Below are 17,227 nucleotides of genomic sequence, written 5' to 3'. Positions count from 1 at the left end.
TCATGACCCTGCGCTACCCGCTTGCGACAAAGCAAATGGGAATCACTTTGTCATGACGGACGTTTCCGCAGATCTGGTTTTTCGCCGCGGCAAGGAAGTTGGAAAAGCCGTCTACCAGAACCGCGCGCTTTCGAAAGCCGGCATTTCCGAGCGGCTGTTCGCCTTCTTGTTTTCCGGCCTCGTCTATCCGCAGATCTGGGAAGACCCCGATGTCGACATGGAAGCGATGCAGCTTGGCCAGGGCCATCGCATCGTCACAATCGCGTCGGGCGGCTGCAACATCCTGGCCTACCTCACCCGCTCGCCGGCAAGGGTCGACGCCGTCGACCTCAACGCCGCGCACATCGCGCTGAACCGCATGAAGCTGGAGGCGGTACGCCGCCTGCCCTCGCAGGGCGACCTGTTCCGCTTCTTCGGTGCCGCCGACACCAGCCACAATTCGGAGGCCTACGACCGTTTCATCGCGCCGCATCTCGATCCGGTCAGCCGCCATTATTGGGAGCACCGCAACTGGCGCGGCCGCCGGCGCATCGGTGTTTTCGACCGCAATTTCTACCAGACCGGCCTGCTCGGCCTGTTCATCGCCATGGGCCACCGCACGGCGAAATTCTTCGGCGTCAACCCAGCCCGCATGATGGAAGCCAGGAATATCGGCGAACAGCGCCGCTTCTTCAACGAGGAACTGGCGCCGGTCTTCGACAAACCGCTACTGAAGTGGGCGACCTCGCGCAAGGCGTCGCTCTTCGGTCTCGGCATTCCGCCGGCGCAGTATGATTCGCTGATCACCTCCGGCGACGGCACCATGGCCAGCGTGCTCAAGGCCCGGCTGGAAAAACTCGCCTGCGATTTTCCCTTGGAAAACAATTACTTCGCCTGGCAGGCGTTCGCCCGCCGCTATCCAAATCCCGGCGAAGCCGCCCTGCCCGCCTATCTCGAAAAGCAGAACTACGACACCATCCGTGGCAACATCGACGGCGTCGCCATCCACCATGCCAATCTGATCGAATTCCTGGCCGGCAAGGATGCCGGCACCGTCGACCGCTTCATCCTGCTCGATGCCCAGGATTGGATGACCGACGACCAGCTCAATGCACTGTGGTCGGAAATCAGCCGCACCGCTTCGGCCGGCGCACGCGTCATCTTCCGCACCGCCGCCGAGCCGAGCCTGCTGCCAGGCCGCGTCTCGACCTCGCTTCTCGACCAGTGGGATTATCAGGACGAGGCGTCGCGGGAATTCTCGGCCCGCGACCGCTCGGCCATCTATGGCGGCTTCCACCTCTATGTGAAGCGCGCGGCATGAGCACGACGGAGCTGCCGGCCAGCCATGCCGAACTGATGGACGGCGTCTACCGCTGGCAGCGCCACATCTACGACCTGACCCGCAAATACTATCTTCTCGGCCGCGACCGGCTCATCGATGGGCTGGAGGTGCCGGCCGGCGGCACCGTTCTGGAACTCGGCTGCGGCACCGGCCGCAACATCATCCTCGCCGCACGCCGCTATCCCGATGCCCGCTTCTTCGGCCTCGATATTTCGGCCGAAATGCTGGAGACGGCCGGCAAGGCGATCGACCGCGAAGGCCTGTCCAGCCGCGTCACGCTGGCACGAGGCGATGCCACCGATTTCGATGCCAAGGTTCTCTACGGCATCGAACGGTTCGACCGCGTCTTCGTCTCCTATTCGCTGTCTATGATCCCCGGTTGGGAAAAGACGGTGTCGGCAGCACTCGCCGCACTATCCCCTAGCGGCTCGCTACACATCGTCGATTTCGGCCAGCAGGAAGGCTTGCCCAACTGGTTCCGCACTCTGCTGCGCGGCTGGCTCAGAAAATTCCATGTCTCGCCGCGTGAAACGCTGCGCGAAGTTCTGGAATCGGAATCTCGGCGAACCGGCGCAAGCTTCCGTTTCCGCACGTTTTGTCGCGGTTATGCCTGGCTGGCTGTGATCGGGCCGCGCAAGTAGCTAATGCAGCGCCTTCACCAGCGCGCCCACCATCGTCTGCGGCCGGTAGCCGAGCTTGGCCGGGGTCAGCCCGAGCCGCACAATCACCAACTGCTCCGAAGGAATGATGGTGACCGTCTGCCCGTCATGCCCTTCCATCCAGTAGGTGTCCTTGGGCAGGCCGGCCGCGACGCCGGCACCCGGCTTTTCCTCATCGCCCGGCGCTTCGATCCACAGCTGGCCCTTACCGTAGACTTTCGAGGCCGGCGCCGGCTCGCGCATCCAGTCGACGAAGCCGGCCGGCAGGACCTGGTTACCGTTCCACACCCCGCCTTGCAGCAGGAACTGGCCGAAGCGGGCCCAGTCATGCGCGGTGGCGTAGAGATAGGATGAGCCGACGAACGTGCCCTGCTCGTCGGTTTCAAGCACCGCGCTGTGCATGCCGAGCGGCTCGAACAGCGCGCCTCGCGGCCATGTCAGCGCCTTGGCCTTGTCGCCGATCGCGTCCTGCCAGAGGCGCGACAGCATCACCGCCGTGCCGCTCGAATAGGAAAACACCTTGCCGACTTCGCCGGTCAGCGGCTTCGATTCGGCAAAGCCCGCCATGTCGGGTTCGAGATAGAGCATGCGCGTGACATCGGCGACGTCGCCATAATCCTCGTTGAATTCCAGCCCGCTCGACATCGCCATCATGTCGGCAAGGCTGATGGCGGCGCGGCCGTCGGCTTTCCAGGGGGCGAACAGGCCCTTGTTGTCGACGGCCATCTTGCCGTCCTTGACCAGCGTGCCGACGATGGCGGCGTTCACCGTCTTGGTCATCGACCAGCCAAGCAGCGGCGTCTTGGCGGAAAAGCCGTCGCCATAGCGTTCGGCGACGACGCGGCCGTTCTTCACCACCACGATTGCGCGCATGCCGGTGCCGGTCAGCGCCGCATCGTCGAGCAGCTTGGCAAGCACTGGATCCTGCGAAGCGTCGACCCGCTCGCCTTCGGGCCACAGCGTGTCCTGACTGGTTGCCGCGGGCTCGGCATGGACCGCCGTGCGTCGCGCCTTGCCGACATCGCCGTCGGGAACCGAGGCGCAGCCCAACCCGTCGCGGGAAACCGCCTCGCTCTTGCCGAGGAAGCCAAGCAGACCGGCCGAGACGGTGCCCCTGTTCTTGTCGACCGAGACCCGCATCAGCCGCAGCAGCGGGTGGCCGGGCGCCTGCACGTCGACGGCAAGCACCTCATTGGGGTCGCGCCCAGCGATGAAGACGTTGGAGCAGACGATCTTCGCCGAATAACCGGAACCGACGCGGATCAGTTCGGGCGGCGCGATGTAGAGCCAGGCAAACAGCGCGGCGACCGCCAGCACGATCAGGCCAAGCAGCCATTTGACGACCTTGACGATGATCCGCATCTGCTTCCTCCCGGGCTCTTGCCCGACCCTTATGTCATCGAATTGCCGCCATTGCTTCCGCAAAATCGGGGCTCCTGTCGAGCGCCATCAACGGATTATCAACCATGATCGGCCATCACAGGATATGCTGAGCGATGCGTGGGGCGATCGTTCGGAGGGGCCAGACCGGCCATCAGTTCACAGACCCATCAGCGACCGGCTGATTCCGGCTTGGAAGTTGTGATGCGCCGTCTTGCGGCCCTTTTCATGCTGACGCTGCTTGGCGCCTGCTCGACGGTGGACGATCTGTCGCCGCTGTCGCCATCGTCGTCCAGCACGACGGTCGCCGTGCGTGCGCCGCGCTTCGAGGATTCCAAGCCGCATGAATGGGACAGCGGCGCGCCATGGAACTATGCCGTTCACGGCACCGATGTCTCCAAATACCAGACCTCGGTCGACTGGCCGACAGCCAAGGCGAGCGGGATTTCCTTCGCCTTCATCAAGGCGACCGAAGGCGGCGACCGCTTCGACGAATATTTCAGCGAGCACTGGGCGCGCACGAAAGCCGCCGGTGTTCCGCGCGCGGCCTATCATTTCTTCTATTTCTGCACCCCCGCCGCCCAGCAGGCGCGCTGGTTCATCCAGAATGTTCCCGTCGACCGTTCTGCCATGCCGCCGGTCCTCGACATGGAATGGAACCCCAAATCGCCGACCTGCAGGCTGCGCCCCGACCCTGCCACGGTGCGCGCGGAAATGACCACCTTCCTCCAGATCGTCGAGCGGCATTACGGCAAGAAGCCGATCATCTACACCTCGGTCGATTTCTTCGACGACAATGAGCTGTCGAGTTTCCGCGGCTATCCCTACTGGCTGCGTTCCGTCGCCGGCCACCCGCGCGAGAAGTATGGCAGCCACCCCTTCACTTTCTGGCAGTACACCGGAACCGGCATCGTTCCCGGCATGACAGGCAAATCCGACATCAACGTCTTCAACGGCTCGGAAGCCGCATGGAATAACTGGCTGCGGCAGAACACGCGCTGACGTCATGTTCAACGGCCGCAACGCCCCGACCAAATCACTCCAGCCGAGTTCCCGTTGAACCGGGTTCAACGGCCGCAACGCCTCGACCAAATCACTCCAGGAGAGCTCCCGCTGAACGGGGGCCAACGGCAGCGAACCGCCTTCAACAAGGGGCTGCGGCAGAAGAACCGTTGACACCGGGCCTGCCGCCTGCTTTTCGACACAGCCAGCGGCAAAAAGTGCAACCGCCGGTAATCCAGGGTATTGGGTTTCCTGCCAAGCACGACAATGCCCTCTTCGTTTCGAAAGGAAGCTGATGCGACTGCGTTCCCAAGCCCTCGCGGCGCTATTCCTGTGCGCCACGGCCTTGCCGGCGATGGCGCAGGAATGCGGCGGCGACTTCGAAACCTGGAAACAGGGCGTCGCGGCGGAAGCCAAGGCGGCCGGCGTCGGCGCAGTCGGTCTCGACGCGCTGGAAGATGCCACTTTTGACGAGAGGGCGCTGGCGCGCGACCGCGCCCAGGGCGTCTTCACCCAGACCTTTGTCGAATTTTCCAACCGCATGATCTCGGCCTACCGGCTGAAGCAAGGTGCGGCGAATATGAAGAAATACGCCGATATCTTCGCCCGTGCCGACCAGCAGTTCGGCGTCCAGGCGCCGGTCATTACCGCCTTCTGGGCGCTGGAGACCGATTTCGGCGCCGTGCAGGGCGATTTCCACACGCTGAGCGCGCTGGTGACGCTTTCGCATGATTGCCGGCGTCCGCAGCTGTTCCGCCAGCAACTGGTGCCGCTTCTGGAACTGATCGATCGCGGCGTGCTGCCGGCCGATGTCACTGGCGCCTGGGCCGGCGAGATCGGCCAAACGCAGATCCTGCCTTCCGATTATCTGACGCATGGCGTCGACGGTGACGGCGACGGCAAGGTCGACCTGCGCAAAAGCGTGCCCGACGTGATCATGACCACGGCCAGCAAGGTGCTGTCGCGCGGCTGGAAGCGCGACGAGCCCTGGATCCAGGAAGTGCGTGTGCCCGACGAGATGCCCTGGGACCAGACCGGGCGCACCAACAAATTGCCGCTGACGCAGTGGGCGCAGTGGGGTGTCACCAATCCCGACGGCTCGCCGCTTGTCGACAAGGGCCTGAAGGCCGGCCTGGCCCTACCCATGGGCCGCAAGGGTCCTGCCTTCCTCACCTACGACAATTTCGACGTCTATCTCGAATGGAACCAGTCCTTCACCTACGCGCTGACCGCGGCCAACCTCGCCGCCCGGCTCGCCGGCGCGCCGCCGCTTGATCCGCGCAACCCGGAACAAGGCCTCAACAACGAGCAGATGAAGGCGCTGCAGACCAAGCTCGAAGCCAGGGGCTACGACGTCGGTACGGTCGACGGCATTCTGGGCACCAACACCCGCGAAGCCATCCGCAAGGAGCAGATGCGGCTGGGCTTGCCAGTGGATGGCTGGCCGACGCCGGAGTTGTTAGGAAAGCTGTAGAAACCCCTTGATCAGGCAACCGGTCATACGCGGGCTTGATCAATAATGGCAGTTGCTTCAGCGACCGTCTCTTTCAACGCGATCATATTCCGCGCAGGCACGCGATTGTTCCAGTGCCTATCATCAACCACCGCTACGGATTTGCCTCGGTACAATGGCGCGCCGCCATTAACTGGACTTGGCTGAACCGCGGCAATGCCGTTGGCGTTCAATGCAACCTGCGCACCCGTAGGAGCATGAAGTTGAGCTATTGGAATAGAACGAGAAAAGATATTGCAGATTTCATCATAGTCTCCACGAACAAATACTCCATTTGTTGCGTAGTCGACGAAAATTGTTGATTTCGGCTCTTCAGCTAAGAGAGCTGAACGAATTTTTATCACGGCGACAGGATCTATCGATATCCGTTGCCCGGTATGGTCGATAAGGCTGATCATAGAAATTACCCCCCTGTTGGAGGTAATTATCTACTAAAATCGCGGCTACTTCAACGAAGTTCAACAATGGAAAAAGCGGTTTCATAAAAGTGAATACGATAACGCTTTGGAAGCATGACGTTCGCTGTAAGACGCCACCACCTACGATACCAGCCTTATCGACGCAAAATGATGTGCCGTATCCGGGTCGGAAAGAAACCTAATCCGCCATCGTCTCCAAACTGGCAAATCCCTGCGGCGCGTCGCCCTCGTCGAAGGGCGTCGTCACTTCGACGAACGTGTCGGGATAGAACCCGTTGAATCGGGTCCTGAGCGATAGCGAATAGGCACCGATATGGCCGATCTCGATCCAGTCGCCGGTGTCGACGGTTTCCGGCAGCCAGAATGGCCTGGACAGGATGTCGACGGAATCGCAGGTCGCGCCGCAGACCTTGAACGGCACGATTTTGCCCTCATCGCCATTTCGCGTCCTGATCGCGGGATCCGGGATGAAGCGGGCCGGCAGCGTGATCTTACCGGTCCATGAATCCGACAATGACGCCCAGATGCCGTCATTGATGTAGAGCCGCTTGCCCTTGCGCAGCAGCACGCGCACGATCAGCGACAGGCAGCGCGCCACGATCACCCTGCCCGGCTCGGCCACCAAGGGTATCTGGTCGAACTGGTATTCCTTCAGGTCGCCGGAAAGCCGCGACATGATCTGGCCGAGCGACGGCATCTCGATCTGCTTGCGGTTGGGATCGTGCCCGTATTCAGCCGGAAAGCCGCCGCCGACATCGAGCCCGGCAATATCGAAGGTCAGCCGGTTGCGCACCCAGTCGGCCGAGGCCAGCGCCCGCTCATAGGTGTCGGGATCCTCGATCTGGCTGCCGACATGAAAGCAGAGCCCGACCTTGTAGCCGGTGCGGTTCAACCGCTCGGCGAGTTCGACCGCATAGGCCGGCCCGGCGCCGAATTTCTTCGACAGCTCGTAAGCCGCGTGGCCCTTGGTCTGCACCCGCACGAACACGCTGATCGTGCCCGGGTCGATGTCGAGCGCCCGCACCACCCGGGTCACCTTGGTGATCTCGTCCTCATGGTCGAGCGAGATGACGCGGATGCCGTATTTCTCCAGCGCCAGCTTGATATCAGACTGCGCCTTGACCGGGTGCATGTAGAGCATCTCGGCATCGGGCGAGACAGCGCGCACGGCGGCGAACTCACCGGGCGAAGCGACGTCGAAGGCGGTGACGCCGGCCTCGACCAGCGCCTTCAGCACGATCGGTTCGCCATTGGTCTTGACCGCATAGGCGGTCTTGCCGGGGAACATGCCCATGAATTGCCTGGCATCCGCCATTAACACCTGCGGGCGGAAGCAATAGACCGGATCGTCCGGGCGAAGCGCCAGTGCCGCCTCGCGGGCATTTTCGAATCGCTGCATGGACGAATCCTCATCTCGGCTGCGCACAATTAATCCAAGCTAGCGGCTAATGAAAACAATTCTGTGTCTCGCGGCACTGACGCAGCGGCTCTAGTTTTTGGCGGTATCCTTTGCCAGCCATCAGGTTTCGGGTGGCCCTTGTCGTTGGACCGGATATGCCTTGCGTCTGACCGGCTGGCATTCGGGTCGGCATTTCGGCCCGTCTTGGGGGAGGACGATAGACATGGCAATTGCCGCGACATCAACACCGCGCGGACCGATGACGCTCACCGATTGGGGACAGCTCCTGCTGCTCGGCGCGATCTGGGGCGGTTCGTTCTTCTTCGCCCGCATTGCGGTGGCCGAGCTTCACCCGCTGGTGCTGGTGCTGTTTCGCGTCGCCATCGCGGCAATCGCGCTGCAGCTGTATCTGGCCATTCGCGGCCCATCCTTCCGCCTCGCCTTTCCGCGTGCCGGCCTGTTCTTCCTGCTGGCCTTCACCAACAACGTCGTCCCGTTCTCGCTGATCTTCGCCGGCCAGACCGAGCTCGGCGCCGGTGTCGCCTCGGTGCTCAACGCGACGACACCGTTCTGGACATTGATCCTCGCCAACGCGCTGACATCGGATGAAAAGCTGTCCTGGAACAAGCTGGCCGGCATAGCGCTCGGCGTCGCCGGCACAGCCGTCATGATCGGTCCCGGCCTGCTTGCAGGGCTAGGCGGCCCGGCCTGGGCGAAATTCGCGCTGATCGGCGCGTCCTTGTCCTATGGTGTCGCGCTGATGGTCGCCCGCCGCTTCAAGGGCGTGCCCTCACCCGTCATCGCCACCGGGCAGCTGACCGCTTCGACCATCATCATGATTCCGGTCGTGCTGCTGGCGCACGGCCCCGCCGGCATGTTCTCGGCCTCGCCCCCGGTCTGGGCGGCGGTGCTGGCGTTGGCGCTGCTGTCCACCGCCTTTGCCTATATCCTCTATTTCAACCTCGTCGCCTCGGCCGGCGCCACCAACGCCTCCCTGGTGACGCTGATCGTGCCGGCCAGCGCCATGCTGCTCGGTTTCCTGTTCCTCGGCGAGCGGCTGGAACTGTTCGAGATCGGCGGCGTGGTGCTGATTGGACTCGGCCTTCTCACAATCGACGGACGTGTCCTTGGAAGACGGTAGCGCGCCGCGCGTCCAATTGGACGCGCTCCAGCCACTTTGATCGGATCCTCCGATTGGCGCGAAAGTCGAAGTCGACTTTCGCGGTGGTAGCGCTGCCATGACACAAGAACGACACGCCGCCGCCATATTTTATTCACAGGTCTAAAGCCGGTTTTTGCCAAAGAGTTTCAACGGCTAACGGCAAAACCGGGGTCGCAATTCTAGCATTTACGTCGCAATGCAGCACATTTTCCGCTTGCCTGTGGCACAAATGAACCTAGACTCCTAGGCATAGCTCTTTAAGAGGAGGCTATGTCATGGGACTTACGAGGCCAATCAACGCATTGATGATTTGTGCTGCGTTTGCTTTCATCGGCGCCCTCATTATGGGCGTCCTTCCCTGAACCCGCCAAGACGGGGAAGCCAGCACCAAGTAGTCTAACCAATTCGAAAGGCCGGGTTTTTGCCCGGCCTTTTGCTTTTCTGGCTAAACCTTAGGCCGCTGCTGAACCCGCTACTTCGGCCTCGTGCGAGCGGATGCCGATCATGTGGCAGATGGCGAAGACGAGGTCGGCGCGATTCATCGTGTAGAAGTGGAAATCGCCCACCCCGCGCTCGACCAGGTCGAGAACCTGCTCGGCGGCGACGGCGGATGCCACCAGCGCATGCGTCTGCGGGTCGTTCTGCAGGCCGTCGAAACGCTCGGCCAGCCATGCCGGCACCAGCGCGCCGCAACGCGCCGAGAAATTGGCGACCTGGGTGAAATTATGCACCGGCAAAATGCCGGGCACGATCGGAATGTAGATGCCGGCGCGGCGCGCGCGTTCGACATAGCGCTCGTAGAGATCATTGTCGAAGAAGAACTGGGTGATCGCCCGCGTCGCGCCATTGTCGACCTTGCGCTTCAGCATGTCGATGTCGGTGGCGAAGTCAGGGCTTTCGGGATGCTTCTCCGGATAGGCCGAGACCGAAATGTCGAAATCGCCGGCATCCTTCAACGCCCCAACCAGTTCGGCGCCATTGGCGTAGCCGTCCGGATGCGGCCGATAGGCGGTGCCGACGCCGGCGGCCGGATCGCCGCGCAGAGCGACGAAGCGCTTCACGCCCATATCGACGAATTCCTGGATCACCGCATCGACCTGATGGCGGGCGGCATCGACGCAGGTCATGTGCGCGGCCGGCGTCAGGCTGGTCTCCTTCAGGATACGGCCGATGGTGCGCGCCGTGCGCTCACGCGTCGAACCGCCGGCGCCATAGGTCACCGAGACGAATTTCGGCTTCAGCGGCTCCAGCCTTGTGACCGTGTCCCACAGCCGAGCCTCCATCTCGTCGTTCTTGGGCGGGAAGAATTCGAAGGAAACCTTGATCTTGTCGCCAATGTCGGGGCGGCGGGAAAAGCGGAACTGGTTCATCAGGCGATTTCCCCTATCGAGTTCACTTTGGTCTGGTCGTTGGCGGGATCGGCGATCAGCAGGCGCCGGTCGCGGCCAAGCCAGAGTTTTACCGTCAGCCTGGCCTCGTTGCCGCCGCGCGGCTCAAATTCCTGGGCATCTTCGAGATCAAGACCTGCCTCGGCGAACCACTCGCCGATCTGCCGGTCGGAAAAGCCGAGCCTGACATGCGCATGCTCATCGCGCAGGAATTCCAGCGTGTGCGGCGCGAAATCGACGATGACCAGCCGGCCCGACGGGCGCAAAAGCCGCGCCGCCTCGTGGATGGCGCGGGCCGGATCGTCGAGATAGTGCAGCACCTGGTGGATGGTGACGAGATCGAAGGCATCGCGCTCGACCGGTGGCGAGAAGATATCGCCCTGCCGCACCTGCGCGTTGGAAACGCCGGCCTTGTCGAGATTGGCGCGCGCCACGGTCAGCATTTCGCGCGACATGTCGATGCCGACACCGCGCCGGTAGAGCGGCGAGAAGATTTCAAGCAGCCGCCCGGTGCCGGTGCCGAGATCGAGCATTGACTGGAACGGCCGCTTGCCGACCAGCTTCAGCATCGCGGCCTCGACGGCGCGATCCGGCACGTGCAGCGAGCGGATATGATCCCAGCTTGCCGCGTTCACGGAAAAATACTCGGTGGCGCGGTCCTGCCGCTTGCGCTTGACCGAGGCCAGGCGCTCGAGATCGCGCTCGACCTGCGGGTCGGCACCGCGAATGCTGGAAACCAGCCCCATGACGAAGTCGCGCGCGGAATCGGTATCCGACAGACGGAAGAACGCCCATGACCCTTCCTGGTAGCGGCCGATCAGCCCGGCCTCGAGCAGCAGCTTCAGGTGGCGCGAGACCCGCGGCTGCGACTGGCCGAGAATTTCGGTAAGATCGGAAACGGTGAGGTCGCCGCGCGACAACAGTGCCAATATGCGCAGGCGGCTGGATTCGGCCGCCGCCTTCAAGGTGTCCACCATGGTGTCGAGTGAGACATGCATCAGCGTATTCTCGTTTCAGTGCAATTCACTTTGAAAAAGATATAAACATATGTTTATGTCGATTTTCAAAACCTTGCAAGCGCTATGTCGCTCCCGGACCAGAAAATGCCGCATGCGTGATTTTCCGGTGCGTGCCGCGCAAAAATGCGGTGCGGTCTTGGGACAATGGCAGGCACCAGCACAGAGATGGGCAGAATGAGCGGGCCACGCGAAATGTTCGAGGCACGCGAAGGCGAGCAGAGGCTGCAACAGGATCCGGCAACGATGCCGGCGGATGCCGGCGTCGTCTTCATCGGCCGCATCGCCTCGCCCTGGGTGACACGGGAGAGCTGCCCGAAAAACATGCGCACGGCCCGCGAGACCGGGCAGCCGGCGGTGCTGACCATCGACGCGCCCTACCGGGACGGCTTGCGCGGCCTGGAGCGCGCCAGCCATGTCATCATCCTGTCCTGGCTGCATCACGCACCGCGGAATCTGATTGTGCAGAAACCCCGCCATGCGGCTGAAGCGAAAGGCGTATTCGGCCTGCGCTCCCCTGCCCGGCCGAACCCGGTCGGCCTGCATGTGGCGAGGCTCGTCGGGCTGGACATCGGCACCGGACGCATCGATCTAGACGCTATCGACGTGCTCGACGGCACGCCGGTCATCGACATCAAGCCCTACTTCGCCTCGACCGACGCCATTGCCGAGGCGGCCGTTGAGGGGCGCGAGGAACGATGACAGCGCCGACCGGCCGCCGCCGCGCCATCGCCAAGGCGCTGACAGCCCTGCTGCCGCTGGCGCCCTATGCCGACATGGAAAAGATCCGCACTGACGCCGGCTCGCTGCATATGAAGACCTTGCCGCCGACGATCGCGGTATGGCTGGCGACCATTGCCCATATCCGTCATATGCACACCGACTACGAAAAGCTGCTCGCCGAGGGATATGACCGCGACTCGGCGCGTTTCTTCGTTATCGAGCAGACCAACGTCGTGCTCACCCGCTGGCGCGCGACACGCCTGCTCGACGCTGACGACGAAGAGGAATGAGGCGTTACTGCCGCGTCAGCACGGCGATCGCATTGTAGGGCTGACCGTCGGCCTGGCCGACCCAGGTCCAGGACAGGTTTCCCTTGAAAAACCGGACGGTGATGTCGCCGCCATCGATGCACTTGTCCTGGCCGTAGGTGATGCTCTCATGGAATTCCGCCGACGTGTCGTCCCTCGACGTCTGCGACAGCGACCCGCCGCAGCCGAGCGAGGGATAGTCGATCGATGCGCCGTCATCCCTGATCGTCATGGCGATCGACCAGTCGGCGCCGGCGTCACCGGCCGGGCTCTGGTGGCCGCTGCCGACCCAGGTGCCGGTAAATGTTTGCGCCGGCACGTTCACCGCGCAAGGCACGTTCTGGAAGATCGGCGTCAATTCGCTGCCGGTCTTCTCGCAGCGATAGGTCTGGCCGTTTTGGCAGAGGTCGTCGCCTTCTTTCGTGCATTGCGCATTGGCTTCGCCCACGGCGGCAAAAATCATCATGGCCGCCATGACGGCCCAAAACCTGCCCATATCCCCCTCCCATTCTGCCCCATCGGATTATAAGGCAACTCCAATCCAATGTATCGGCTACATCGTCATGGAGGACGAACAGCGTCGGACGGTTGGCTCTATGCCTCCTGTCCGGGGTCGATAGGCTGATGACCCGCCCTGCGCGAGGAGGCCCCGATGGACCAGACGACGGCAACACAGGGTTCGAAGCCGCTGCCAGCGGCGAGCGATCGCCATATCGACCCGCATGCCTATCCCGACGGCATCGCCTTCCTCGATGGCCAGTACCTGCCGATGTCGCAAGCCAAGGTGTCGGTGCTGGATTGGGGGTTCCTGCATTCCGATGCCACCTATGACACGGTGCATGTCTGGAACGGCCGCTTCTTCCGCCTCGATTTGCATCTCGACCGATTCTTCGGCGGGCTGGAAAAGCTGCGCATGACGATCCCCTTCGACAGGGATGGCGTGACCGAAATCCTGCACAATTGCGCAGCACTTTCGGGCCATCGCGCCGCCTATGTCGAAATGCTGTGCACGCGCGGCGCTTCGCCGACCTTCAGCCGCGATCCACGCCAGGCGATCAACCGCTTCATGGCCTTCGCCGTGCCGTTCGGCTCGGTCGCCAATGCAGAGCAGTTGCAGCGCGGCCTGCTTGTCGCCATCAGCGACAAGGTACGCATCCCGCCTGCTTCGATCGATCCGGCAATCAAGAACTACCACTGGCTCGATCTGGTGCGCGGCCTTTACGATGCCTATGACCGCGGCGCCGAGACCGCGCTCATTCTCGACTTCAACGGCAATGTCGCCGAAGGGCCCGGCTTCAACGTCTTCTGCGTCAAGGACGGCAGACTGTCGACACCGGCCATCGGCGTGCTGCCCGGCATCACAAGGCGCACCGTCTTCGATCTCTGTGGCGAGGAAGGGCTCATCGCAAAGGCTGCCGATGTCAGCGTCGCCGCGCTCAAGGCGGCCGACGAGGTTTTTATCACTTCCACCGCCGGCGGCATCATGCCGGTGACGCAGATCGATGGCGTGGCGATCGCCGACGGCAAGGTCGGGCCGATCACCAGCCGGCTGATGGCGCTCTACTGGCAAAAGCACGACGACCCGGCGTGGTCGTCTCCGGTGAACTATCCCTGACCAAGGGGCCTCTTGTTCAAAAAGATTTCCCCTCGCCTCTGGAAAATCACGGGATAGGCCGTATATGCCCGAAAGCGGAGAAGCCTCCGCTTTCATCCAGAATTGCGCCCGCAGGGGCAAGGACTCCACATCATGACAAACAAGGTTTGGTTCATCACCGGATCGTCGAAGGGTTTTGGCCGCGTCTGGCCGAGGCCGCGTTGGCGCGTGGCGACCGCGTTGCCGCGACCGCCCGTGACGCCGGCACGCTCGCCGATCTGGTCGAGAAGTATGGCGACAACATCGCCGCGATAAAGCTCGACGTCACCGACAAGCAAGCCGTCGATGCCGCTGTCGCCGAGGCGCACGAGCGCTTTGGCCGGCTCGACGTCGTCATCAACAATGCCGGCTACGGCCATTTCGGCGCCATCGAGGAAGTCAGCGAGCAGGAAGCCCGCGACCAGATCGAAACCAATGTGTTTGGCGCGCTCTGGGTGACGCAGGCCGTGCTGCCGATCATGCGGGCGCAACGCTCCGGCCACATCGTCCAGATCTCGTCGATCGGCGGCGTCAACGCCTTTGCCTCGCTCGGCCTCTACCATGCCTCGAAATGGGCGCTGGAAGCCTTCAGCCAGTCGCTCAACATCGAGGTCGCGGAATTCGGCATCCATGTCACGCTGGTCGAGCCGGGTGGCTTCTCCACCGACTGGTCCGGCGCCTCAGCCAAGGTCTCCAAGCCGATCGAGGCCTATGCGCCTGCCCGCGCCAAGATGGCCGAGCGCCGCGCCAATTCGGTCGCCGGCGATCCCGAGGCCACCGGCCCGGCGATGCTGGCCATCGTCGACGCCGCTGAGCCGCCGCTGCGCGTGTTCTTCGGCGATGGCGGCCTGCCGATGATCCGCCAGGAATACGCTAACCGCCTCGCCACCTGGGACAAGTGGGACCACGTGTCCGTCATGGCGCAAGGCGCGAAGAAGAACCGCAAGGACTGACGATTTGCGGTGTGAGCTACGCCGCTCAATGGGCGGCGTAGCCCCTGTCCTCAGGCACGCAGTTACGCCTGATAGATCCACTGCTCCGGCACCCGCGCCGATATCTCTTCGCCGGCCATGATCGTGCCCGGCTTCTCGACCCAGGCGACGAGACCACGCAGCCGTTTGGCCACTTTGGGAAAGAGCAGCGCACCGGCTTCAATGTCGGCCATTCCGGCATTCTCAGCGATCGATCTCCCAGCGAGACGGCATGGTCCATTCTGTGCGTCGACCTTGAGGGTCACGCCGTCCTTGAAGAACAGCAGCGTGCCGGCCGGCAGCATGGAGAGGTTCGGCACGCCTTCGATCACCAGATTGGCGCCGATCCATTCCGGCTTGATCTCGGCCAAACCCATCCGCCCGGCGACAATGGCCAGTTCGTCGGCTGCGACGATCGACAACTGCCGTTCGTTTCGCATTTCGGTGCCGCGCGGATACCAGGGTTCGCGCCCGCCCGAGCGTCGCGTCGGCCCGGCATGAAAATCGCCCGATATGCCGTCGAAGCCGAGCCGTAACTCCTCCACCGGCCTTGTCTGGAAATGATCGGCCGGCGCGACATAGAGCGCTGCCGCGCGGGCGGAAAGTTTCTTTGCCGGGATGATGTCGACCTGCTTCTCGGCCTCGGGAAAGAGATCCAGCATGGCGTTCTGTCCTTGAATCATGCTCGCCTTTTTTGCTCTTCGGCCGGCAAGGCCGCAAGAGCGGTTTGGGCCAAAAGGCGCAACTCTTCGACCGATGCGCCGTCGCGCGCCTGGATCGACATGCCGTTCATGACACCGGCGAGATATTTGGCGAAGCCTTCGACGGAGAGGCCTTCCGGCAGATCGCCCGCCGCCCTGCCCTTGGCCAGCCGGTCGGCAATCGCCGCTTCACTCGCCTTGCGATAGGCCTTGAGTTCATCGACAATGGCTTGTGCCTGCGGCGAGGCTGCCAGCGCACCGCTGACGAACAGGCAGCCGCCCGGCTTGCCGGGCCTGGAATAGGCCTCGGCGGCGCCGAGCAGCAACCGCCGGATCGCCTCCCGCGTCGACACCTGTGCGCTCAGCGCGTCCAGCGCAAAGCCGATCTCCGTCTCGTGGTAGCGCGTCAGCGCCTTGCGAAACAAAGTCTCCTTGTCGGTGAAGGCATTGTAGATCTGCGGCGGCGTCAGCCCCATCGCCTCACGCAGCATGGCAAGCGACGTCGCCTCATAGCCATGCTCCCAGAACAGATGCATCGCCGCATCCAATGCCCGGTCGGGGTCGAAGGCGCGGGGACGACCACCCCTAGCCTTTTCCAAATCCTTGGCCTTTTCTAAATTATCCATAGTGATCGATACGAAACCTGTTGACTTGCTCAGCAGGCATAACGTAACAATTGATACGAAACATGGCAAGCCGGAAGACGATCTTCCGGCAAGGCCGTGCAGCCCGAGGACAAGGAGAGACCGAATGCCCATCACCGTGACCGCGCCGGAAGGCGTACTGACAGAGGCCGGAGAACGCGAGATCCTGCCGCGCCTCAGCGCCGCCCTGATCGAAGCCTCCGGCGCCACCGGCAATTCCTTCTTCACCGCCATTGTCGGCGGCACCGTCCACGTCCTGCCGGCGCGCCACATCTATGCTGGCGGCGGCAATCGGCCCGTCGTCATGGTCGAGTTGAAATTGCCCAATATCGGCCTTGGCTCGGTCGAGGCCCGCAAGGCCTTCATCGACGCCGCTTCCGGGATTGTCGCCGAACTCTCCGTGCTCGAGCACAGGCCCGAAAACACCTGGATCAACATCGTCAACGCGGCTGACGGCGGCTGGGGCATCGGTGACAGGCAATATACCGGAGACGCGCTCATCGCCGCCGCCACCGCCGCCGCGCACTGACCAGACATAGGGAAAGACAGGATGCGCCTCTCCCCTTCGCTGTTTTTCACCACCAATTGCGAGCCGGCACTGGCCTTCTACGAACAGTGCGGCCTTGGCCTGAAAACAATCCTGCTGCGCTGGGGCGACAACGACATGCCGGTGCGAACCGAAGCCATGCGCGGAAAAATCCTACATGCACGCTTCGAAGGTCCGGGCGTTCTGTTCCATGCCTCCGACAATGACGATGCGGAGCCGATGAAAGGCTCCGCCATGATGCTGGAGTTCGACGACCTGGCCGCCATGCGGGAGCTTTTCTCCCGCATGGCCACAGGCGGCCGCATCACCGTGCCTCTGGCGCGGCAAGTTTGGGGAACCAGCTTCGGCATGCTGGTCGATGCGTTCGGCGTGCAGTGGATGTTCAGCTGCTCAAGTGATTGAGCAGGGATCACGATCTTCTTACCGGAACAGCAGCCGGTT

18 protein-coding genes and 1 pseudogene are annotated in these 17,227 nt (G+C 62.8%); 11 read left to right on the top strand and 8 right to left on the bottom strand.

Annotation, left to right across the window (positions count from 1 at the left end):
• Positions 1-52 precede the first annotated feature (52 nt).
• Together AC56QX_RS18635 and AC56QX_RS18630 are read left to right on the top strand one after the other, a co-directional pair.
• A complete protein-coding gene (locus AC56QX_RS18635) occupies positions 53-1,300 on the top strand; it encodes a BtaA family protein (RefSeq protein WP_497109914.1) in 1,248 nt (415 codons plus the stop codon).
• A complete protein-coding gene (locus AC56QX_RS18630) occupies positions 1,297-1,962 on the top strand; it encodes a class I SAM-dependent methyltransferase (protein ID WP_497109912.1) in 666 nt (221 codons plus the stop codon). Before AC56QX_RS18635 ends, AC56QX_RS18630 begins: the two co-directional genes overlap by 4 nt.
• Here the strand turns inward: AC56QX_RS18630 and AC56QX_RS18625 are convergent, their stop codons facing one another.
• Complete coding sequence (locus AC56QX_RS18625; protein WP_497109909.1) at positions 1,963-3,342, bottom strand: serine hydrolase domain-containing protein; 1,380 nt, start codon at positions 3,340-3,342, stop codon at positions 1,963-1,965.
• Between the two features lie 222 nt (positions 3,343-3,564).
• Here AC56QX_RS18625 and AC56QX_RS18620 point away from each other — a divergent pair, with 222 nt between their 5' ends.
• Both AC56QX_RS18620 and AC56QX_RS18615 read left to right on the top strand, forming a co-directional pair.
• Positions 3,565-4,362: a glycoside hydrolase family 25 protein gene (locus AC56QX_RS18620; RefSeq protein ID WP_497109907.1), complete on the top strand. Its 798-nt coding sequence runs from the start codon at positions 3,565-3,567 to the stop codon at positions 4,360-4,362.
• A 295-nt stretch (positions 4,363-4,657) separates the two neighbouring features.
• Positions 4,658-5,836 carry a lytic murein transglycosylase gene (locus AC56QX_RS18615; RefSeq protein WP_497109904.1) on the top strand — a complete coding sequence of 393 codons (1,179 nt, stop codon included), beginning with the start codon at positions 4,658-4,660 and terminating at the stop codon, positions 5,834-5,836.
• Between the two features lie 23 nt (positions 5,837-5,859).
• On the opposite strand, the gene AC56QX_RS18610 is transcribed toward AC56QX_RS18615, so the two are convergent.
• Positions 5,860-6,273, bottom strand: a complete 414-nt coding sequence (locus tag AC56QX_RS18610; protein ID WP_497109902.1) for a hypothetical protein — start codon at positions 6,271-6,273, stop codon at positions 5,860-5,862.
• Between the two features lie 199 nt (positions 6,274-6,472).
• On the bottom strand, positions 6,473-7,693 hold the full coding sequence (locus AC56QX_RS18605) for an alanine racemase (RefSeq protein WP_497109899.1): 1,221 nt from the start codon (positions 7,691-7,693) through the stop codon (positions 6,473-6,475).
• Between the two features lie 223 nt (positions 7,694-7,916).
• Here AC56QX_RS18605 and AC56QX_RS18600 point away from each other — a divergent pair, with 223 nt between their 5' ends.
• Positions 7,917-8,834, top strand: a complete 918-nt coding sequence (locus AC56QX_RS18600; RefSeq protein ID WP_497109897.1) for a DMT family transporter — start codon at positions 7,917-7,919, stop codon at positions 8,832-8,834.
• 473 nt (positions 8,835-9,307) lie between these two features.
• On the opposite strand, the gene metF is transcribed toward AC56QX_RS18600, so the two are convergent.
• Together metF and AC56QX_RS18590 are read right to left on the bottom strand one after the other, a co-directional pair.
• Complete coding sequence (metF, locus tag AC56QX_RS18595; RefSeq protein ID WP_497109895.1) at positions 9,308-10,225, bottom strand: methylenetetrahydrofolate reductase [NAD(P)H]; 918 nt, start codon at positions 10,223-10,225, stop codon at positions 9,308-9,310.
• Positions 10,225-11,241, bottom strand: a complete 1,017-nt coding sequence (locus tag AC56QX_RS18590) for an ArsR/SmtB family transcription factor (RefSeq protein WP_497109893.1) — start codon at positions 11,239-11,241, stop codon at positions 10,225-10,227. Before AC56QX_RS18590 ends, metF begins: the two co-directional genes overlap by 1 nt.
• A gap of 195 nt (positions 11,242-11,436) precedes the next feature.
• Here AC56QX_RS18590 and tsaA point away from each other — a divergent pair, with 195 nt between their 5' ends.
• Both tsaA and AC56QX_RS18580 read left to right on the top strand, forming a co-directional pair.
• A complete protein-coding gene (gene tsaA, locus AC56QX_RS18585) occupies positions 11,437-11,961 on the top strand; it encodes a tRNA (N6-threonylcarbamoyladenosine(37)-N6)-methyltransferase TrmO (protein ID WP_497109891.1) in 525 nt (174 codons plus the stop codon).
• A complete protein-coding gene (locus AC56QX_RS18580; RefSeq protein WP_497109889.1) occupies positions 11,958-12,272 on the top strand; it encodes a DUF2293 domain-containing protein in 315 nt (104 codons plus the stop codon). The genes tsaA and AC56QX_RS18580 overlap by 4 nt, the downstream gene beginning before the upstream one ends.
• Before the next feature lie 4 nt (positions 12,273-12,276).
• Here AC56QX_RS18580 and AC56QX_RS18575 read toward each other — a convergent pair whose 3' ends face one another.
• Positions 12,277-12,786, bottom strand: a complete 510-nt coding sequence (locus AC56QX_RS18575) for a hypothetical protein (RefSeq protein WP_497109887.1) — start codon at positions 12,784-12,786, stop codon at positions 12,277-12,279.
• Between the two features lie 156 nt (positions 12,787-12,942).
• Between AC56QX_RS18575 and AC56QX_RS18570 the strand changes: the two genes are divergently transcribed.
• Positions 12,943-13,905, top strand: a complete 963-nt coding sequence (locus AC56QX_RS18570) for a D-amino acid aminotransferase (RefSeq protein WP_497109884.1) — start codon at positions 12,943-12,945, stop codon at positions 13,903-13,905.
• A gap of 132 nt (positions 13,906-14,037) precedes the next feature.
• Positions 14,038-14,876: pseudogene (locus AC56QX_RS18565) on the top strand (SDR family oxidoreductase).
• Between the two features lie 62 nt (positions 14,877-14,938).
• On the opposite strand, the gene AC56QX_RS18560 reads toward AC56QX_RS18565, so the two are convergent.
• Both AC56QX_RS18560 and AC56QX_RS18555 read right to left on the bottom strand, forming a co-directional pair.
• A complete protein-coding gene (locus AC56QX_RS18560; protein ID WP_497109882.1) occupies positions 14,939-15,556 on the bottom strand; it encodes an MOSC domain-containing protein in 618 nt (205 codons plus the stop codon).
• 17 nt (positions 15,557-15,573) lie between these two features.
• The gene (locus AC56QX_RS18555; protein ID WP_497109880.1) at positions 15,574-16,194 is read right to left on the bottom strand and encodes a TetR/AcrR family transcriptional regulator; all 621 of its coding nucleotides are present in this window, start codon (positions 16,192-16,194) and stop codon (positions 15,574-15,576) included.
• 151 nt (positions 16,195-16,345) lie between these two features.
• Between AC56QX_RS18555 and AC56QX_RS18550 the strand changes: the two genes are divergently transcribed.
• Both AC56QX_RS18550 and AC56QX_RS18545 read left to right on the top strand, forming a co-directional pair.
• Positions 16,346-16,768: a hypothetical protein gene (locus AC56QX_RS18550; RefSeq protein ID WP_497109877.1), complete on the top strand. Its 423-nt coding sequence runs from the start codon at positions 16,346-16,348 to the stop codon at positions 16,766-16,768.
• Positions 16,769-16,789: 21 nt separating this feature from the next.
• Positions 16,790-17,188, top strand: a complete 399-nt coding sequence (locus AC56QX_RS18545; protein ID WP_497109874.1) for a VOC family protein — start codon at positions 16,790-16,792, stop codon at positions 17,186-17,188.
• Positions 17,189-17,227: the final 39 nt, after the last annotated feature.

Source organism: Mesorhizobium sp. RCAM 06353 (assembly GCF_059683585.1).
The sequence above is the reverse complement of the archived record's forward strand: the minus strand, read 5'-3'. Positions and strand labels throughout refer to the sequence as shown.

Coding starts and splice junctions, on each gene's coding strand:
- AC56QX_RS18610 (WP_497109902.1), bottom strand. CDS start 6,273: ATGATCAGCCTTATCGACCATACCGGGCAACGGATATCGATAGATCCT.
- AC56QX_RS18600 (WP_497109897.1), top strand. CDS start 7,917: ATGGCAATTGCCGCGACATCAACACCGCGCGGACCGATGACGCTCACC.
- AC56QX_RS18545 (WP_497109874.1), top strand. CDS start 16,790: ATGCGCCTCTCCCCTTCGCTGTTTTTCACCACCAATTGCGAGCCGGCA.
- AC56QX_RS18580 (WP_497109889.1), top strand. CDS start 11,958: ATGACAGCGCCGACCGGCCGCCGCCGCGCCATCGCCAAGGCGCTGACA.
- tsaA (WP_497109891.1), top strand. CDS start 11,437: ATGAGCGGGCCACGCGAAATGTTCGAGGCACGCGAAGGCGAGCAGAGG.
- AC56QX_RS18625 (WP_497109909.1), bottom strand. CDS start 3,342: ATGCGGATCATCGTCAAGGTCGTCAAATGGCTGCTTGGCCTGATCGTG.
- AC56QX_RS18560 (WP_497109882.1), bottom strand. CDS start 15,556: ATGCTGGATCTCTTTCCCGAGGCCGAGAAGCAGGTCGACATCATCCCG.
- AC56QX_RS18620 (WP_497109907.1), top strand. CDS start 3,565: ATGCGCCGTCTTGCGGCCCTTTTCATGCTGACGCTGCTTGGCGCCTGC.
- AC56QX_RS18605 (WP_497109899.1), bottom strand. CDS start 7,693: ATGCAGCGATTCGAAAATGCCCGCGAGGCGGCACTGGCGCTTCGCCCG.
- AC56QX_RS18615 (WP_497109904.1), top strand. CDS start 4,658: ATGCGACTGCGTTCCCAAGCCCTCGCGGCGCTATTCCTGTGCGCCACG.
- AC56QX_RS18635 (WP_497109914.1), top strand. CDS start 53: ATGACGGACGTTTCCGCAGATCTGGTTTTTCGCCGCGGCAAGGAAGTT.
- AC56QX_RS18550 (WP_497109877.1), top strand. CDS start 16,346: ATGCCCATCACCGTGACCGCGCCGGAAGGCGTACTGACAGAGGCCGGA.
- metF (WP_497109895.1), bottom strand. CDS start 10,225: ATGAACCAGTTCCGCTTTTCCCGCCGCCCCGACATTGGCGACAAGATC.
- AC56QX_RS18575 (WP_497109887.1), bottom strand. CDS start 12,786: ATGGGCAGGTTTTGGGCCGTCATGGCGGCCATGATGATTTTTGCCGCC.
- AC56QX_RS18590 (WP_497109893.1), bottom strand. CDS start 11,241: ATGCATGTCTCACTCGACACCATGGTGGACACCTTGAAGGCGGCGGCC.
- AC56QX_RS18570 (WP_497109884.1), top strand. CDS start 12,943: ATGGACCAGACGACGGCAACACAGGGTTCGAAGCCGCTGCCAGCGGCG.
- AC56QX_RS18630 (WP_497109912.1), top strand. CDS start 1,297: ATGAGCACGACGGAGCTGCCGGCCAGCCATGCCGAACTGATGGACGGC.